The 16,102-nt window shown below is 60.8% G+C and carries 11 protein-coding genes and 1 riboswitch; of the genes, 4 read left to right on the forward strand and 7 right to left on the reverse strand.

Features of this window, described 5'->3' with window-relative positions; all coding sequences use genetic code 11:
• Positions 1–50 precede the first annotated feature (50 nt).
• From QMK55_RS08265 to QMK55_RS08285, 5 genes are all read right to left on the reverse strand, one after another.
• A complete protein-coding gene (locus tag QMK55_RS08265) occupies positions 51–2,783 on the reverse strand; it encodes a LuxR C-terminal-related transcriptional regulator (RefSeq protein ID WP_320329021.1) in 2,733 nt (910 codons plus the stop codon).
• 170 nt (positions 2,784–2,953) lie between these two features.
• Positions 2,954–4,318: a DUF1329 domain-containing protein gene (locus QMK55_RS08270; RefSeq protein ID WP_102356574.1), complete on the reverse strand. Its 1,365-nt coding sequence runs from the start codon at positions 4,316–4,318 to the stop codon at positions 2,954–2,956.
• Positions 4,319–4,346: 28 nt separating this feature from the next.
• Positions 4,347–6,236, reverse strand: a complete 1,890-nt coding sequence (locus QMK55_RS08275) for a DUF1302 domain-containing protein (protein ID WP_102356573.1) — start codon at positions 6,234–6,236, stop codon at positions 4,347–4,349.
• Positions 6,237–6,573: 337 nt separating this feature from the next.
• Positions 6,574–8,256 (reverse strand): fatty acid--CoA ligase, encoded by a 1,683-nt coding sequence (locus QMK55_RS08280; protein WP_320329022.1) that lies wholly within the window; start codon positions 8,254–8,256, stop codon positions 6,574–6,576.
• A 146-nt stretch (positions 8,257–8,402) separates the two neighbouring features.
• Positions 8,403–9,587 carry an MFS transporter gene (locus tag QMK55_RS08285; RefSeq protein WP_320329023.1) on the reverse strand — a complete coding sequence of 395 codons (1,185 nt, stop codon included), beginning with the start codon at positions 9,585–9,587 and terminating at the stop codon, positions 8,403–8,405.
• A 100-nt stretch (positions 9,588–9,687) separates the two neighbouring features.
• On the opposite strand from QMK55_RS08285, the gene QMK55_RS08290 reads away from it, so the two are divergent.
• Positions 9,688–10,452: an AraC family transcriptional regulator gene (locus QMK55_RS08290; protein ID WP_102356570.1), complete on the forward strand. Its 765-nt coding sequence runs from the start codon at positions 9,688–9,690 to the stop codon at positions 10,450–10,452.
• Positions 10,453–10,577: 125 nt separating this feature from the next.
• On the opposite strand, the gene QMK55_RS08295 is transcribed toward QMK55_RS08290, so the two are convergent.
• Positions 10,578–11,207 carry a LysE family translocator gene (locus tag QMK55_RS08295; RefSeq protein WP_102356569.1) on the reverse strand — a complete coding sequence of 210 codons (630 nt, stop codon included), beginning with the start codon at positions 11,205–11,207 and terminating at the stop codon, positions 10,578–10,580.
• Between the two features lie 306 nt (positions 11,208–11,513).
• On the opposite strand from QMK55_RS08295, the gene QMK55_RS08300 reads away from it, so the two are divergent.
• The 3 genes from QMK55_RS08300 (at position 11,514) to QMK55_RS08310 (ending at position 14,346) form a co-directional block, all read left to right on the forward strand.
• Complete coding sequence (locus QMK55_RS08300; RefSeq protein ID WP_320329024.1) at positions 11,514–12,479, forward strand: 2-hydroxyacid dehydrogenase; 966 nt, start codon at positions 11,514–11,516, stop codon at positions 12,477–12,479.
• Positions 12,480–12,511: 32 nt separating this feature from the next.
• Positions 12,512–13,510 (forward strand): class I SAM-dependent methyltransferase, encoded by a 999-nt coding sequence (locus QMK55_RS08305; protein ID WP_320329025.1) that lies wholly within the window; start codon positions 12,512–12,514, stop codon positions 13,508–13,510.
• Positions 13,511–13,550: 40 nt separating this feature from the next.
• Positions 13,551–13,673: riboswitch (yybP-ykoY riboswitch) on the forward strand.
• A gap of 88 nt (positions 13,674–13,761) precedes the next feature.
• Positions 13,762–14,346, forward strand: a complete 585-nt coding sequence (locus QMK55_RS08310; RefSeq protein ID WP_102356566.1) for a TMEM165/GDT1 family protein — start codon at positions 13,762–13,764, stop codon at positions 14,344–14,346.
• A 192-nt stretch (positions 14,347–14,538) separates the two neighbouring features.
• Here the strand turns inward: QMK55_RS08310 and QMK55_RS08315 are convergent, their stop codons facing one another.
• A complete protein-coding gene (locus QMK55_RS08315) occupies positions 14,539–15,357 on the reverse strand; it encodes a M48 family metallopeptidase (RefSeq protein ID WP_102356565.1) in 819 nt (272 codons plus the stop codon).
• Positions 15,358–16,102: the final 745 nt, after the last annotated feature.

Genomic DNA, 16,102 nt, shown 5'->3' on the forward strand with positions numbered 1-16,102 from the left:
TAAAAAACGCCCCGACTGGCTCGGGGCGTTTTTTTGTCGATGCTTTATGCCTAGCTCAGGACTCCGAGGGCCTTGGCCCGGGCCACGGCTTGAGTACGCCGCTCAACGCCCAGCTTGCTGTTGATATGGCTGGCATGGGTTTTCACGGTGTGCAGTGAAATGAACAGCTGTTCGCTAATTTCCTGATTGGAACAGCCCTGGGCAATCAAACGCAGCACCGCCAGCTCTCGGCTGCTGAGTTGTTCGGCTGCGGTGGACTCGACCACTGGCCGAGTCGCCACCAGCGGAAAATGCGCCAGTAACGGTTGTCCTGCCAGTGCCGGCGAAGCATGCAATTGGCTGCGCAACCAGTCCGGATGTTCTCTGATCAGTGCGTCAAACGGCTGCATCACGCCACCAGCCGCCGCTTCCAGTGCCTGACTCAAGGCCTTGCGTGCTTCCGGTTCGCGGCCTGTGCCCAGCAACAAGGCGACCTTTTGCGCCAGCGCCATTACACACAGCAACTGTCGACCGGTTTGTTGACCGTTTTCCAACAGCACATTCAACCGCCCTTCGGCGAGCATCGGCTGCCCTTGAATCACATCGAGCAGCGCTTGCTGCAGTTCGACATGCAATGGCAACTGAGGATGAAATTCCGGTGGCGCCGCTGCACGCTCGCCGGTATAGGTCTGACCAAGACGCGCCAGCCAGGCCTCGGCCAGATCGGTACGGCCCTGCATCAGCCACAGTTCGCATTTGACCAGGGTGATCATCGCCAGATAGTAGATCGGTGGCACATCCCAGATATGCATCAGGCGCTCGGCTTCGGCGAGTTCGGCAAAGGCCTTGGCAAACTCGCCTGAGCTGCCGTCCAGACGAGCGATCACGCAGTGGCCGATCAACACGCTGATATCACGACAGGCCCGCGCTTCGGCCACACCGCTCAGCAATCGAGTCCGGGCCTGCTGGGGTTGCAGGCGCATGGACAACAGAAAACCTTCGTACAGCGTCAGCCGCGCACGCACCGCATACAGACGTTGCGGGGACAGTCCACGCAACCGTTCCAGGCCCTGATGCACTTCATCCAGCGCACGCAGTATCTCGCCACGAGCCTGCAACACCCGCGCCCGGTCATAATGCGCCAAGGCTTCGAACAACGGATTGCCAACCCGCTGCGCCAGCTCGAGGGACTCACGGTTCAAACCCCGGGCGCGCCACAGGTCGCCGTCGGCGATTGCCAGATTGGACAGGGTCGACAAGCACATCAGGCGTTGCCCGTAACGTTTCACCGGCAGGCTTTCCAGCGCTTCGCTGCAATAGCGTTGAGTCAATTCACGATGACCACGCCCACGGGCGATGATCCCGCTGAGCGCCAGCCATTGTGCAAGCATCGACTTCTGCGCAGAGGCCGAAGGCGCCGGCAGGAAACGACTCAAATGACTGGCCAGCTCTTCAGCGGCATCCAGCTGACAGGCCAGCCCCAACGCCCAGCTATAGAGCACGATCAAGCGCGGCGTACTGATCAGCAGACTGTCGGGCAAGTCCATCTTCCAGCGCAACAACATGCCGACGTTCTGCTCGGCGAGCAGCTGTTCCTCGGACAGGTTCTGCACCAGATTCGCCGCCACATCCAGATGGCCGGCACGTAACGCCTGTTCGACCGCCTCATCGAGCAGGCCCTGCGCATTGAACCAGCGGCAGGCACGCAAGTGCAGCGTGGCGGCCGGCACTATCGCGCGAGCGATGGGCCGGCTGCGCAGCAGATCGGAAAACAGATGGTGATAGCGATACCAGTGCCCGTGCTCGTCCAGCGGCACCAGAAACACTTGATGAGCCAACAGAAACCGCAGGATTTCGCCGCTGTCGTGGGCTTCACGTACCGCGTCGCACAGTTCGCTGCAAAAGCGCTCCTGAGGGGCGGTGTCGTAGAGAAACGCTTGCACCTCGACAGGCAGGCAATCGATGACTTCTTCGAGCAGGTAGTCGCGAATCAGCCCTTCCCCGCCGTTCAGCGCTTGCGGCAATGCGGTCTCGTTGCCGGCTTCGGATGCCGCCAGCAACCAGAACCGCAGCCCGGCCACCCAACCTTCGCTGCGCTGAATGAGGTTTTCCAGAGCCTCACCCCGCAGCGACGTGCTATGCCGATCAAGCAGGGCCAGGGCTTCGTCATGGGTCAGTCGCAGATCCTGCTCGTGCAGTTCCAGCAGTTGCCGCGACAGGCGCAGACGCGCCAGATGCCAATCCGGGCGCTGACGACTGGTGACCATGACCAGCAAGCCATCGGGCAGATGATTGAGGAAGAACTGCAGGCAACGGTCGAGTACCGGGCCTTGGGCGAGATGGTAATCGTCGAGCACCAGCAACAGCGGCGCCGTCGGTTGCAGTTGCAGGGCCAACTCATCGAGCAAGCCGTCGAGCCACTCTTCGAAGGCAAAGGGCTGATGGCGCTGGCGCATTTTCAGCAGGCCAAGCGCGCGACTGCCCAGATCCGGAAAGTAATCCTGCAGCCCTTCCAGCAACCGCTCGAGAAAGCGCCCCGGATCGTTATCCCGTGGGCTCAATCCCAGCCACAGGCTTTGCCAGTGCGCCGGCAGGCTCTGACAAAATTCCACCGCCAGCGAACTCTTGCCGAACCCTGCAGGCGCGCAGACCAGCAACAGACGTCCACCGAGCCCGGCGCTCAGGCGTTCACACAGACGCGGTCGCAAAACGTAACCGTCGGGCAGTGGCGGGCGAAAAAAACGCCCGTCCAGTGTCGCGACGGCAGCGCTTGCAGGATCCGGAAGCGGGGACAGATCAGTCATGGCCGGCTCTTGTTTGAATGGCTGTTGGCGGCGTGGCAGATGTCCGCAGACTAGCCTTAAACGGCGTGCATATGAAGTTGTTGCTACAAATGGCTACAAAATCGCTACGCAAAAAAAACGCCCCGAACCAGTCGGGGCGTTTTTTCGAGGATGCGGCCTCGGGTCAAAGCTTAGCGGATACCGTCCTGGCCCAGGTTGCCCGGCTGGAATTCGCTTTTGGTGGCAGAGAAGCCGAAGTCATACGCCGATTTCTCTTCGTTCTTCATGCCCAGTGCCAGGTAGCGGCCCGATTGCAGGTCATACAGGGCTTCCAGCGCGTACCACGGAACCTGCTTGTCGTAGTAGTCCTCGGCATGCGCCTCGGCCACACGCCACAGCTGACCGCGACCGTCGTAATGGTCGATGACCGCTGCCTGCCAGGTGTCTTCGTCGATGTAGAAGTCACGTTTGGCGTAGATGTGACGCTGACCCGGTTTCAGGGTTGCCACCACGTGCCAGACGCGACGCAGCTCGTAGCGGGTCAGGTCCTGGTTGATATGGCCGGCCTTGATGATGTCGGTGTACTTGAGGGTCGGCGAATCGATCTTGTAGCTGTTGGAGGCAATGTAGATTTCTTTCTTGCCTTCAAGCTTCCAGTCATAGCGATCCGGCGCACCGTTGTACATGTCCAGGTTGTCGGAGGTACGCAAACCGTCCGCGGCAGTACCCGGACCGTCATAGGACACTTGCGGTGCCTGGCGCACGCGACGCTGACCGGTCGCGTAGACCCACGCCTTGCGCGGCTCCTTCACCTGGTCGAGGGTTTCGTGCACCAGCAGCACGGTACCGGCCAGGCGGGCCGGCGCGGTCACTTTCTGCTTGAAGTAGAACAGGATGTTGCCCGGGTTGGCCGGATCGTAGTCCTTCATCTTGTCGCGGAACACGAACTGGTCCTGGAAATACACCAGGCTGAACGAGCCGTTGGTTTGCGGGGTCGCCTGGGTCACCAGACGGGTCACGCTGCCCCCGCGATAGCGGGTGATGTGGTTCCAGATCACTTCCAGACCGCTTTTCGGAATCGGGAACGGCACAGCCGTGTCGAAGTTTTCCAGACCGTTGCCGCCAGCGACCAGATTGGTGGTGGTGGCGTTTTTCTTGATGGCGGCGAACACGCCATCCGGCACGGTCGAACCGCGATGGGACGGGTAGACCGGCATTTTGAAAGTGTCCGGATAACGCTTGAACATCGCGTACTGGCCCGGAGCGAGCTTGTCCTTGTACTGGTCGACGTTCTGCGCAGTGATGGTGAACAGCGGTTTTTCACTGCCAAACGGATCGGACAGGAAGCCCTTGCTGTCGACCGTGCCGGCATTTTTCGGCAGCGGTTTCCAGGCCGGGATCGAGCCGTCGGCGTTACCGGCCATTTCGGCGCCCATCGGGGTCAGGCTCTTGCCCAGCTTGTCGGCTTCGGCGGCGGGAACGGCCGCCATGACGCTGGTCGCCAGCAACGACAATCCCAGAACACCGGCGTGGAACAGACTCTTTGTTATTTTCATATGTATGTTCGTCCTGAAAAAACTCTGCTTAGAAGTTCACGCCAACGCTGAGGGCAACGAAGTCGCGATCATCCACTGTGCTGTAGTCGCCACCAAAGAAGTTGGTGTAGGCCAGACTCGCGGTGTAGGTGTTCTGGTATTCGGCATCCAGACCGAGGCTGATCGCTTTGCGACCTTCCTCGAAGTTGCCGCCAGGGCCTGGCGAGTAGCCTTTCACGTCGTGCGACCAGGCTACGTTCGGCTTGAGGTTCACACCGGCGAACACGTCGCTGTAATCCCAGATGGCGCGAGCGCGATAGCCCCACGAGGTGGCCGTGGTGAAACCGTCGTTGTTGCAGTTGCTGGAAACGTTATCGCGCGAAGCCCCCGGCCCGGCACCGTTGATGGTGGAGGTGTTGAGGATCTGCGAGCAGGTGTTGAGGCCGCCGGTCGATGGCAACTCACCCGGACCGAACACTGGGTCGCGGCCGTAACGGGCTTCGGATTTGCTTTCCAGGCCACCGACGTGGGTCACACCGACTTCACCTACCAGGGTCAGACGGTTGGCACCCATCACCTGATCGAAGAAGTGCGTCAGGGTGGTTTGCAGTTGGGTGATCTCTTTGCGGTTGTAGCCGTGCAGGTCCTGGCCCGGCACACCGTTGAGGATCGACGCATTGGTCAACGCGCCACCCAGCGGCCGCACGCCGGCGAACAGGATGTCGGTGGAGTTCAACTGCACCGGCGCATTCGGCCGGTAGCTGACCTCACCGCTCCACGCCGTACCGGTAGGCAGGGTGGTGGAGAAGCTCAGACCGTACAGGCGAATGTCTTCAGGGTATTCGATGAAGTATTCCGAGTTGCCCGCGACCACCAGCGGCCCCAGCGCCTGGAACGGCCCTGGCAACGCCTTGACGCCGTTATAGATCGACTGCGGCGCACCGGTGGCGCTGAAGATCGGCGCACGGCTGTGGTAGTTCATGAAGTAGGCACCGAACTCGGTGGCCAGCGGGTCGAACATGTACTTGGCAGACACGCCCCACTGCCCGCTGTCACGCGCGTTGCGGTTAGGCGAACGGCGCACCAGCACACCTTCATCGTTGACGTCGACGCCAGCGTTAGCCAACGGGCCGAGCGCGATGCCCGGAATCGTCGAACGCTTGTTCAGGACTCGCAGGTTGTCGTCGCAACCGGTGGTCACGATGTCCGGCTGCGAGAAGAACGTGCCGCAGTTGTCGGTCACGGTTTTCTGCCAGTCGATCTGGTAGAAACCTTCGGCCGAGAGGTTTTCGGTGATGCTCTGGGACACGTAGAACATGTTGACCGGGATCAGGCCTTCCTTGATCTCGGCACCCGGACGGCGGAACGCGGAAACGTCGATCGGGTTGATCGAGTTGATGCCGCCGCCGATGAAGGTACTTTCACCCCAGTTCACCACCTGCTTGCCCAGACGCACCGAACCTGGCTCATCGGCAATCGAGTAGTTGTGGTAAACGAAGGCGTCGAGGATCTGCCCGCCGGAAGAACGCGCCGCGACATCACGGTTGTGGTTGCTGACGTCCTTGTATTCCAGGTCCTGGTTCTGCAGCGCGAAGTCGTACCAGTATTTGCCCCGGACGAAGACCCCGGTGTCACCGTATTTCAGTTCGAGATCATGGATACCCTTGAAGATCTTCGAGAAGGCCTGGCCGCTCTTGAAGTTCAGGTGACCGTTGTCGGAAGTCTGGGACAGGCCCTTGCCGCCGTTGTTGACACCAATAAGATCCTTGTTCGGCTGCTGAGTCGAAATACTCATGCCCAGGGAGAGCGAGGAGTCGAACTGACCTTCGATTTCACCGACGTTGAAACTGACGCCGAATGCGGGCCCGGCGAGCGTAGAGGCAAGACTGACGGCCAGAGGCAGTTTAGCCCGGCGCCAGAACTGGTTTACTGATGTCATCGACGCTACTCCATGTGCATTATTGTTATGGCAGTGAGTACTTTTAAAAACGCCTGGAAGACCGGGAGCCAGTAGCCGCCCGACGTCACTCCAAAGTTGCATCGCCCCGTGTTGTGCGTGTGCCCCGTTCTTAAAAATCCTTGAGCGGACTATAGCCAGCAGGTGGTATTGCTTGATCCCTCTAAAGTGTGATTTGCAGCTGCCGGCCACTCTGGAACAGTCCTTTCGCCAGTCCGACACATGTCGGCCTCGCAAGGATGGCTGAAAATTTGAATTTAACAAGCCAAGCGCTTGCTTGGTGGGTCTGGCGCGCCGTTTTCGGCGCGCCAGCAGACGCTCAGAGCGTCGAGAGGAAGGTGCTGTTGTTGGCCTGCCATTCGGTGATGTCGAGGCGGATGCGCTTCTTGTCGAGTTTACCGACACTGGTCTTGGGAATTTCAGTAACAAGGGCGATCTGGCTCGGAATCGCCCACTTGCTCAGGTGCCCCAACTCCACGAATGGCTTGAGGTGTTCCTTGAGCTCGCGCGCGCCGATCACGTGCCCTTCGCGGATCACCAGCAGCGCAAACGGGCGCTCGCCCCACTGCGGATCGGCGATGCCCACCACTGCTACTTCACGTACCGCCGCGTGACGGCTGATCAGGTCCTCGAGGTCCAGCGAGGAAATCCACTCGCCGCCGGTCTTGATTACGTCTTTGATCCGGTCACGGATGTCGATCACGCCCATGCTGTCGAGTGTCGCCACATCACCGGTGTGCAACCAGCCACCAGCCCACAGTTCGGCGCCCTTCTGCGGCTCGTTGAAATAACCTTCGGTGAGCCACGGCGCACGCAGCACCAGTTCACCCTGGGTCTCGCCGTCGGCCGGGAGAAAGTTACCCTCGGCATCGACAATCGCCGCTTCGACCAGCGGCCCCGGCACACCGGCCTTGATCCGGTAAGTGGTGCGCTCGTCTTCGGTGCCGGCCATCAGTTCGTCATTCAGATGCGCGCATGAGACCAGTGGCCCGGTCTCCGACATGCCGTACGCCGCCGTCAGTTGAATGCCCCGGGACTTGGCGGTTTCATACAACGTGCGATTGAGCGCGCTGCCACCGATGACGATTTTCCAGCCACCAAAATCGGTGCCCTGCGCGCCTTTAGCGTTGAGCAGCATTTGCAGGATGGTCGGCACGCAGTGGGAGAACGTGACCTTCTCCTTGCGCCACAGCTCGACCAGGAATTCAGGGTCGTAACGCCCCGGATAAACCTGCTTGAGCCCGAGCATGGTCGCCACGTATGGCAGGCCCCAGGCATGCACATGGAACATCGGGGTAATCGGCATGTACACGTCGTTGGTGCCGAGCAGCCGCACGCTGTCGATCGCGCCCATGATGGTCGACACGCCCATGGTGTGCAGCACCAGTTGCCGATGGGTGAAGTACACGCCCTTCGGGTTGCCGGTGGTGCCGGTGGTGTAGAACGTGGTGGCGACCGAGTTTTCGTCGAAGTCCTGGAAGTCGTACTGCGTGCTGGCGGCGGCCAGCAGTTGCTCGTACTCGCCGACCAGGTTCGGCAGCTCGGCAGTCTTCTCCGGCAGATCGGTCAGCAGCAGGGTTTTCTCCACCGTGGTCAGGTGCGGCGCGATGGCCTGGTACAGCCCGACAAACTCGCTGTTGACCAGCACGAAGCGGTCCTCGGCGTGGTTCATGGTGTAGAGGATCTGCTCCGGCGAGAGGCGCACGTTGATGGTGTGGATCACCGCGCCGATCATCGGGATGGCGAACATGCATTCCAGGTAGCGATGGCTGTCCCAGTCCATCACCGCCACGGTGTCACCCGCCTTCACCCCGGCCTCCGTCAACACGTTGGCTAGCCGCGCCACGCGCTCGATCAGGGTCGGATAGCTGTAGCGCAACTGGTCTCGGTAGATGATCTCGCGGGTTTTCTCGTAACGGGCGCCGGACATCAGCAGCCGTTTGATCAGCAATGGATACTGGTAGGCCCCATCGGCCGGGGGAATGACGCGAGTCTGCAACATATGAATCCCTTTTCTGGCTGCACGGTGTTGGCGTAGAGAGCATTACTCTAGAGCCGTTATACCCCAGCCAAATCAGCCAAAGGAATGATTTGCAGAACCGTACAAATGCTAGCTTTGCGCCAGCATTTGCCGGTATTCAGCGCCGATCAGGCCGTTTGCCCTACAGCCGCTTCGGAAGGAATGCGTGGGAAAAACACGGCAGCGAGGAAGGTCAACGCGCCGAAACCCGCCAGAATCAAGTAAAGCCCGACAAAACCATGGCGCGGTTCGACATAGGCAATCAGCGGAATCGCCGTTGCGCTGGCGCCGAACGACAGGCAGTAACGCAGGGCGAAGACCCGTGACTGCCACTGCGGCGCAACGAAATTGGCGACCATCGAATCGTTCACCGTCACCTGACCGAACACCACGAACATGAACGCCGCACCGAGCACGATCACTGCCCAGCCATCGACATACGCCATGGCGTACAACAGCGGCGCCTGAAACAGCGTCAACACAATAAACGGCCATTTCAGGCTGACCCGGTGCAGCACCTGGCCGATGCTCAATTGCGCCACCGCACCGAAGGCGTACGCCAGGCTGACCACCACGCCAAGGGTTTGCGGCGAGGCGAACAAGTCATGCAGACGCTCCTGAAACAGCTTCGGGTAGGTCATGGTCGTGGCATTGAACACCACGCCGCCGGTGGCAATGGCCAGCGCCAGCACCGTGAACACCATGACCATCGAAATCCGTTGCCCCGCAACGCCTTTCAGGGCGGTGTGCGGACGCCGCGGGATCGGCTCCTCACGCACCTGCAAGGCAAAACCGATTCCCAGCACAATTGCCACCACCCCCGGTAACACGAACGCTGAACGCCAGCCGAACTGCGCCACCAGCAACCCGGTGATCAGCGCCGAAAACGCCACGCCAAGGTTGCCCCACATGCCGTTGATGCCGATCTCCCGCCCACGGTTCTGTGCATAAGCCACCAGCATAGCGGTGCCCACCGGGTGATAGATCGCTGCAAAAATGCCAATCAGGGTCAGCCCCACTACCAGCATCGTCGGGCCAGTGCTCAGCCCGGTGAAGATCGCCGAGGCGCCAATGCCGAAGAAAAACACCAGCATCATCTGCCGCCGACTCCAGTGATCACCTAACCAGCCAGCCGGTAGCGAGCAGGCGCCAAAGGCAATGAAGCCGCCCAGCGACAGGCCGATCAGCGCGGCGTAGTCGAGACCAAAAGCCTGGGTCATGCCGAGCACGGCGGCGGGAAAAATCAGCATGAACATGTGATCGATCACATGGGCGGCGTTGACATAACGTATGACGTTTCGAGATTGGTTCATGGCGGCACGCTTGTGTTTGTTATGGGCGGATGGTTGTCAGCGGCTCTATGCTAAGTTGGCGACAAAGCGCATACCTGCCAACCAAGTCATCGAATCAGACATGTTAATCACCCATTTCGAACACGGCCCGGTGAGTGCCTATCCCCGGGATTATCTGGACGGCGCACACCAGCCGCTGCACCTGCACCGCGAGGCGCAGTTGCTGTATGCCGTCAGAGGGATCATGCGCGTGGTCACCGATCTGGGTGCCTGGGTGATTCCGCCGAGCCGCGCGGTGTGGATTGCGCCACAAGTCGCACACGAGATATTCATGTCCGGCGACGTGCAGATGCGCTCACTGTTCATCGCCCCCGAGCTGTCACCGGCCAGCCTGCAACAGTGCTGCGTGCTGGCGGTAACGCCGCTGCTGCGCGAGTTGATCCTGCGCGCCGTACAGGGCCCGCCGCACGCGGACAATCCGCTGATCCAGCAGTTGATGCTGGAAGAACTGGCCAGCCTGGAAAACCTGCCGCTGCACATTCCGATGCCGACTGACCGGCGCCTGCAGAACATCTGTCTGGCGCTGCTGCACACACCCGATCACCCCAACACCCTGGAAGACTGGGCGCAACAGGTCGGTGCCAGCTCACGCACCCTGGCGCGGCTGTTCCAACGACAACTGAAGATGAGCTTCAACGCCTGGCGCCAGCAACTGCGCCTGATGGAAGCCCTGCCGCGCCTGCTCGCCGGGGACAGCGTGCAAAGCGTGGCACGGGACTTGGGTTACGGCAGCGCGCGGGCGTTCAGCGCGATGTTTCGCCGTTTGCTCGGGGAGAATCCGCGCGAATACCTCAACAACCTGAGCAAACTCAGCGAACTGTTGTAGGAATCGCCTCGCTCCCCTGTGGGAGCGGGCTTGCTCGCGAAAGCGGTCTTCCAGTCACCTCTGAAGTCGACTGATCCGACGCATTCGCGAGCAAGCCCGCACACACAGTTGATCGCGGTGCTTACTCAGTGCATCTCGGTGAACGCGAGTTTCACGCCGATGGCGATCAGCACCGCGCCCATGGTGCGGTCGAACCAGTGGCCCATGCGGGCGAAACCGGCACGCACGCGTTGCTGACTGAACAGCATCGCCACCAGGCAGAACCAGACAGCCGTCGCAACGGCGAGGTAAACCCCGTAACCGGCCTGCACCGCCAGCGGGGTGTGCGGGTTGATCACCACGGTGAACAGCGAGAGGAAGAACAGCGTGGCTTTCGGGTTCAGGCCGTTGGTGACGAAGCCAGAAGTGAAAGCGCCGCGCGCGGTACGTACACCGGCCTCCTTGTGCAGATCGTCAGTGACGGGTTTCGCCGGTTGCGCGCGCAAGGCCTTGAAGCCGATGTACAGCAGGTAAGCGGCAGCCGCCCATTTCAATGCGTTGAACAGCACGATCGACTGCGACACGATCAGGCCGATGCCCAACAGCGAATAGCCCACGTGCAGGAAAATCGCCGTGCCTACGCCCAATGCGGTCCAGGTGCCCGCGCGTCGGCCATGGGTCACGCTCTCGCGCACCACCACGGCAAAGTCCGGGCCCGGGCTGGCCACGGCCAGCAGATGGATCAGTGCAACGGTCAAGAACTCGGTCCAGTACATGGGGGCTCCTCTGGGGCAGCTTGGTCTATTAAAAAATCTGTAGGAAACGCAGTTACTGTGGTGAGGGGATTTATCCCCGACCGACTGCGCAGCAGTCGCAAACCCATTGCTTGCGGTGCGCCTGAAACACCCAAAAAAATGTTTTTGGGGCTGCTTCGCAGCCATCGGGGATAAATCCCCTCGCCACAAAGTTATTCACTTGGCGATGTATCGCATGAGACTTTCGGGCGCTGTGCGTAACCAATTGTTTCATCTGGTAGGCTCGGCAGATTACGCCTTCCGTTCACCGCACAAAAGGTACAGTTGATGACGAACCCGCGCCGCGCCGTATTCCTTGATCACCCGTCTCTGGATCTCGGCGATCTCGACCTCAGCCCGTTGCGCGCCTGCTTCAGCGACCTGCAACTGTTCGCCCAGACCTTGCCCGAACAGGTCAGCGAGCGCCTGCAAGGTGCCACCGTGGCGATCACCAACAAGATCCGTATCGACGCCGCCGCGATGGCCGCCAACCCCGATCTGAAGCTGATCCTGATCACCGCCACCGGCACCAACAACGTCGATCTGGAAGCGGCCCGCTCCCACGGCATCACCGTGTGCAACTGTCAGGGTTACGGCACGCCGTCGGTGGCGCAACACACGATCATGTTGCTGCTCAACCTCGCCACGCGCCTGGCTGACTACCAGAAAGCGGTGGGCGAAGGTCGCTGGCAGCAGGCAAAACAGTTCTGCCTGCTGGACTACCCGATCGTCGAACTGGAAGGCAAAACCCTCGGCCTGCTCGGTCACGGCGAACTCGGCGGCGCCGTCGCGCGACTGGCCGAAGCATTTGGCATGCGCGTACTGCTCGGGCAGATTCCGGGCCGCCCTGCCCGCGCGGATCGCCTGCCGCTGGAGGCGTTACTGCCACAGGTCGACGCCCTGACCCTGCATTGCCCGCTCAACGAACACACCCGGCACTTCATCGGTGCACACGAACTGGCGGCGATGAAACCCGGCGCCTTTGTGGTCAACACCGCCCGTGGAGGTCTGATCGACGAACAAGCCCTGGCTGATGCTTTGCGCAACGGCCATCTCGGCGGCGCGGCCACCGATGTGCTGAGCGTCGAACCACCGGTCAACGGCAATCCATTGCTGGCCGCCGATATTCCACGCCTTATAGTCACCCCGCACAACGCCTGGGGCAGTCGCGAGGCGCGGCAGCGCATCGTCGGCCAATTGAGCGAAAACGCGCAGGCGTTCTTCAGCGGTAAAGCGCTGCGGGTCGTCAGTTGATAAACTGCGGCACTTTTTTCCAAGGAGCAGTTATGGATCCGCGCAGTGAAGTACTGCTTCGTCAGCCCGAGTTATTCCAGGGTTCGCTGTTGTTGGCCGGTTTGCCCGCCGACGATTTGCTCGGGCGCCTGCCCAATGCGTTCGGCTGGTGCTGGCATGCCGGTGACCAGGCCGCACTCGATGTGCGCTTCGAAGGTCGCAGCCACTTTGGCGTGAACGTGCCGGAGCGCGAGTTCGACAGCGCCGTGGTGTTTTTGCCCAAGTCCAAGGATTTGACCGACTACATCCTCAACGCAGTGGCCGCGCGTCTGGCCGGGCGTGAGGTGTTTCTGGTAGGGGAAAAGCGCAGCGGTATCGAAGGCGCATCGAAACAGCTCAACCTGTTCGGCAAACCACGCAAACTTGACAGCGCGCGCCATTGCCAACTGTGGCAGGTCACCGTGGCCAACGCGCCGCAAGCCAAATCACTGGAAAGCCTGGCGCAGACCTATGAGTTGCCGCTGGCCGAAGGCCCGTTGAAAGTCATCAGCCTGCCGGGCGTGTTCAGCCATGGTCGACTGGATCGCGGCAGCGCCCTGCTGCTGGAGCATCTGGACAAACTGCCGAGCGGTCATCTGCTGGATTTCGGTTGTGGAGCGGGCGTGTTGGGCGCTGCGGTAAAACGTCGGTATCCGCACAATCAGGTCACTTTGCTCGACGTCGATGCGTTCGCCGCCGCCAGCAGTCGCCTGACATTGGCTGCCAACGGTCTGGAAGCGGAGGTGCTGACCGGTGATGGCATCGACGCCGCGCCGATGGGTTTGAACGCGATTCTGAGCAACCCGCCGTTCCATGTCGGGGTTCATACCGATTATTTCGCCACCGAAAACTTGCTGCGAAAAGCGGCGAAACATCTGAAAAACGGCGGCGAACTGCGCTTGGTCGCGAACAGCTTCCTGAAGTATCAGCCACTGATCGAAGAGCATCTGGGCGTGTGTGCGATCAAGGCTGAAGGCAATGGTTTCCGCATCTACCGCGCCAAGCGTGGCTGAAAATTAGCACTTGCCGAATGGGTTCTGCCTAGGCAGAATCCGCTCCGTCCTAGGGGAGTAGTCTCCCACGAGCGCCAAGCTCGTCCGGCATACGTCAACATACTTGATCCTCAGATCATGGCGTATGCGACCCAAGCGTCCGCACCAGACGGATCGCAGGGTTTGACAAGACCTATGACACGCACACCTTACCCGGGGCGGGAAGGCTGTACGTGTCATAGCCGTGTCGACCCGCCCCTTAGGAAATCCTGATGCTGGACTCATTACTCGTTCCCACCGCAATCGTTGCCTTGGCCGAAATCGGCGACAAGACGCAACTGCTCGCGCTGATTCTCGCCGCTCGCTTTCGCAAACCCTGGCCGATCATTGCCGGTATCGTCGCCGCGACCTTGGCCAACCACGCAGCAGCCGGTGCGGTAGGCGCCTGGTTCGGCAGTTTCTTCTCAGACTCGGTCCTGCACTGGATTCTCGCCGCAAGCTTCACCGCCACTGCCCTGTGGACCCTGGTCCCGGACAAGATGGACGACGATGAAGCCAGCACTGCGCGCAAGTTCGGGCCTTTCCTGACGACGCTGATTGCGTTCTTCCTGGCCGAAATGGGCGACAAGACTCAGGTCGCCACGGTGATGCTGGCGGCGCAATACCCTGAGCTGTGGCTGGTAATTATCGGTACGACGGCGGGCATGTTGATTGCCAACGTGCCGGTGGTATTGGCGGGTAATTTTGCCGCGGACAAATTGCCGCTGACCTTGATCCGTCGCCTGGCGGCTTCGGCGTTCTTCATTCTGGCGATCGTTGCGGTGTACAAGGCGATGCAGAGCAGTGGCTGGGTTTAACTTCATCTACTGAACTACCCACAACCTGTGGCGAGGGGATTTATCCCCGATGGGGCTGCGAAGCAGCCCCAAACCTAAACTGCGGTATGCCTGACACTCTGAGACATCAGGTTTTGGGCGCGCTTCGCACCCCATCGGGGATAAATCCCTTCACCACAATCAATCCCATCAGGCACAGGAACTGCGACGGACTCAGGATTTCGGGGCTTTCTCGTACAGCGGCATGACCTTCGGAATCGCCGCCTGCAACGAGGCGATCCGGCTGGCCGAAGCCGGGTGGGTACTCATGAACTCTGGCGGTGCGCCTTCCGAGGCCTTGCTCATCTTGTTCCACAGGGTGATCGCGGCATTCGGGTTGTACCCGGCGCGGGCGGCCAGTTCGAGGCCGATCAGGTCGGCTTCGTTTTCGTTGGCGCGGCTGTTGGGCAAGGTCATGCCGTAGTTGGCGACGGTGTCGGCCAGCGCCAGACTGTCCTGACCCAGACCGAACAACGCGCCAGCGCCCTGCTTGGCCATTTCGATCCCGTAAGCCTTGGACATCGCTTCACGACCGTGCTCGCGCAGGGCGTGGGCGATTTCATGGCCCATCACTGCGGCGATTTCATCGTCGGTGAGTTTCAGGCTGTCGATCAGCCCGGTGTAGAAAATGATCTTGCCGCCAGGACCGCAGTTGGCGTTGAGCTCATCGCTCTTGATCAGGTTGACCTCCCACTGCCATTGCGCGGCATCGGGGCGGAAATTCGGCGCCTGGGCGATCAGCCGGTTGGCAATCGCCTGAACCCGCTTGGCCTCCGGGCTGCTCTTGTCCAGCACGCCTTTGCTCGACGCTTCGCCAACGGTCTTCTGATAGGACTGGGCATACATCTGGTCGACCTCTTGCGAGGACAGCATGCTGAACATGTACTGCTTGCGCTCCACCCCCACGGCTCCGCCGCTGGTGGTGTTGACTGACTGACAACCGGCCAGCAACAGCGCTGCGCTCAGTGCACTTACAACCAATGTCTTGTTCATTCAAAAGCTCCCTGAAAACATGCGCGTATCCTAGGCGGGTAATTGTATCGACGCCAGATACAACAGACGTGTTGCAGTGTCTTTTCGACGTTTCCCACCACCCCTGTCGTAAAAAATTCACAGCGACCGGCGAACCCGCTACCACTGCGTCGCACACCGATCCATTTGCGACATCCCCCGCCCCATTGTTCCGCTCAGCACTCATGGCGCAATGCCTGCTGCCGATACAACAGCGCAGACGTCCTCTTGCGTGCGGAGCTCCCATGAAGTTCAAGTCGATCCAGTTTTCCGTCGCCGCCCTGGCCGGCGCCATTGTCCTCAGCGTGGTCGCCGCGCTGGTGCTGTACGCGCTGTTTTCCGGCGCCCGTACGCAAGAGATGGTGCAACAGCGCACGCAGGCGCAGTTCGAGCAAGTCATCGAACAACGCCTGACCTCGCTGGCGCAGACCCAGGTCAGCCAGATCCAGCGCGAACTCGAAGCGCCGCTGCTGATTGCCGGCGGACTGGTGCGCGTCAACGCCCTGCTCGGCACGCCGGGCGCCGATGGTCAGCCGCGCCTGACCGTCAGCCGCAAGCAGTTGATCAGCCTGATCAAAGAGAACGTCGAGAAGAATCCGAAGATTCTCGGCACTTACATCGGCTGGGAAAAGAACGCACTGGACCACAATGACGCAGCCTACGTCGGCACCAGCGTGGTGGGTATCGACGCAGCCAACGGGCGCTTCCTGCCATGGTGGTTCCGCAA

It is taken from the genome of Pseudomonas sp. P8_229 (assembly GCF_034008635.1).
Classification (GTDB): Bacteria; Pseudomonadota; Gammaproteobacteria; order Pseudomonadales; family Pseudomonadaceae; genus Aquipseudomonas.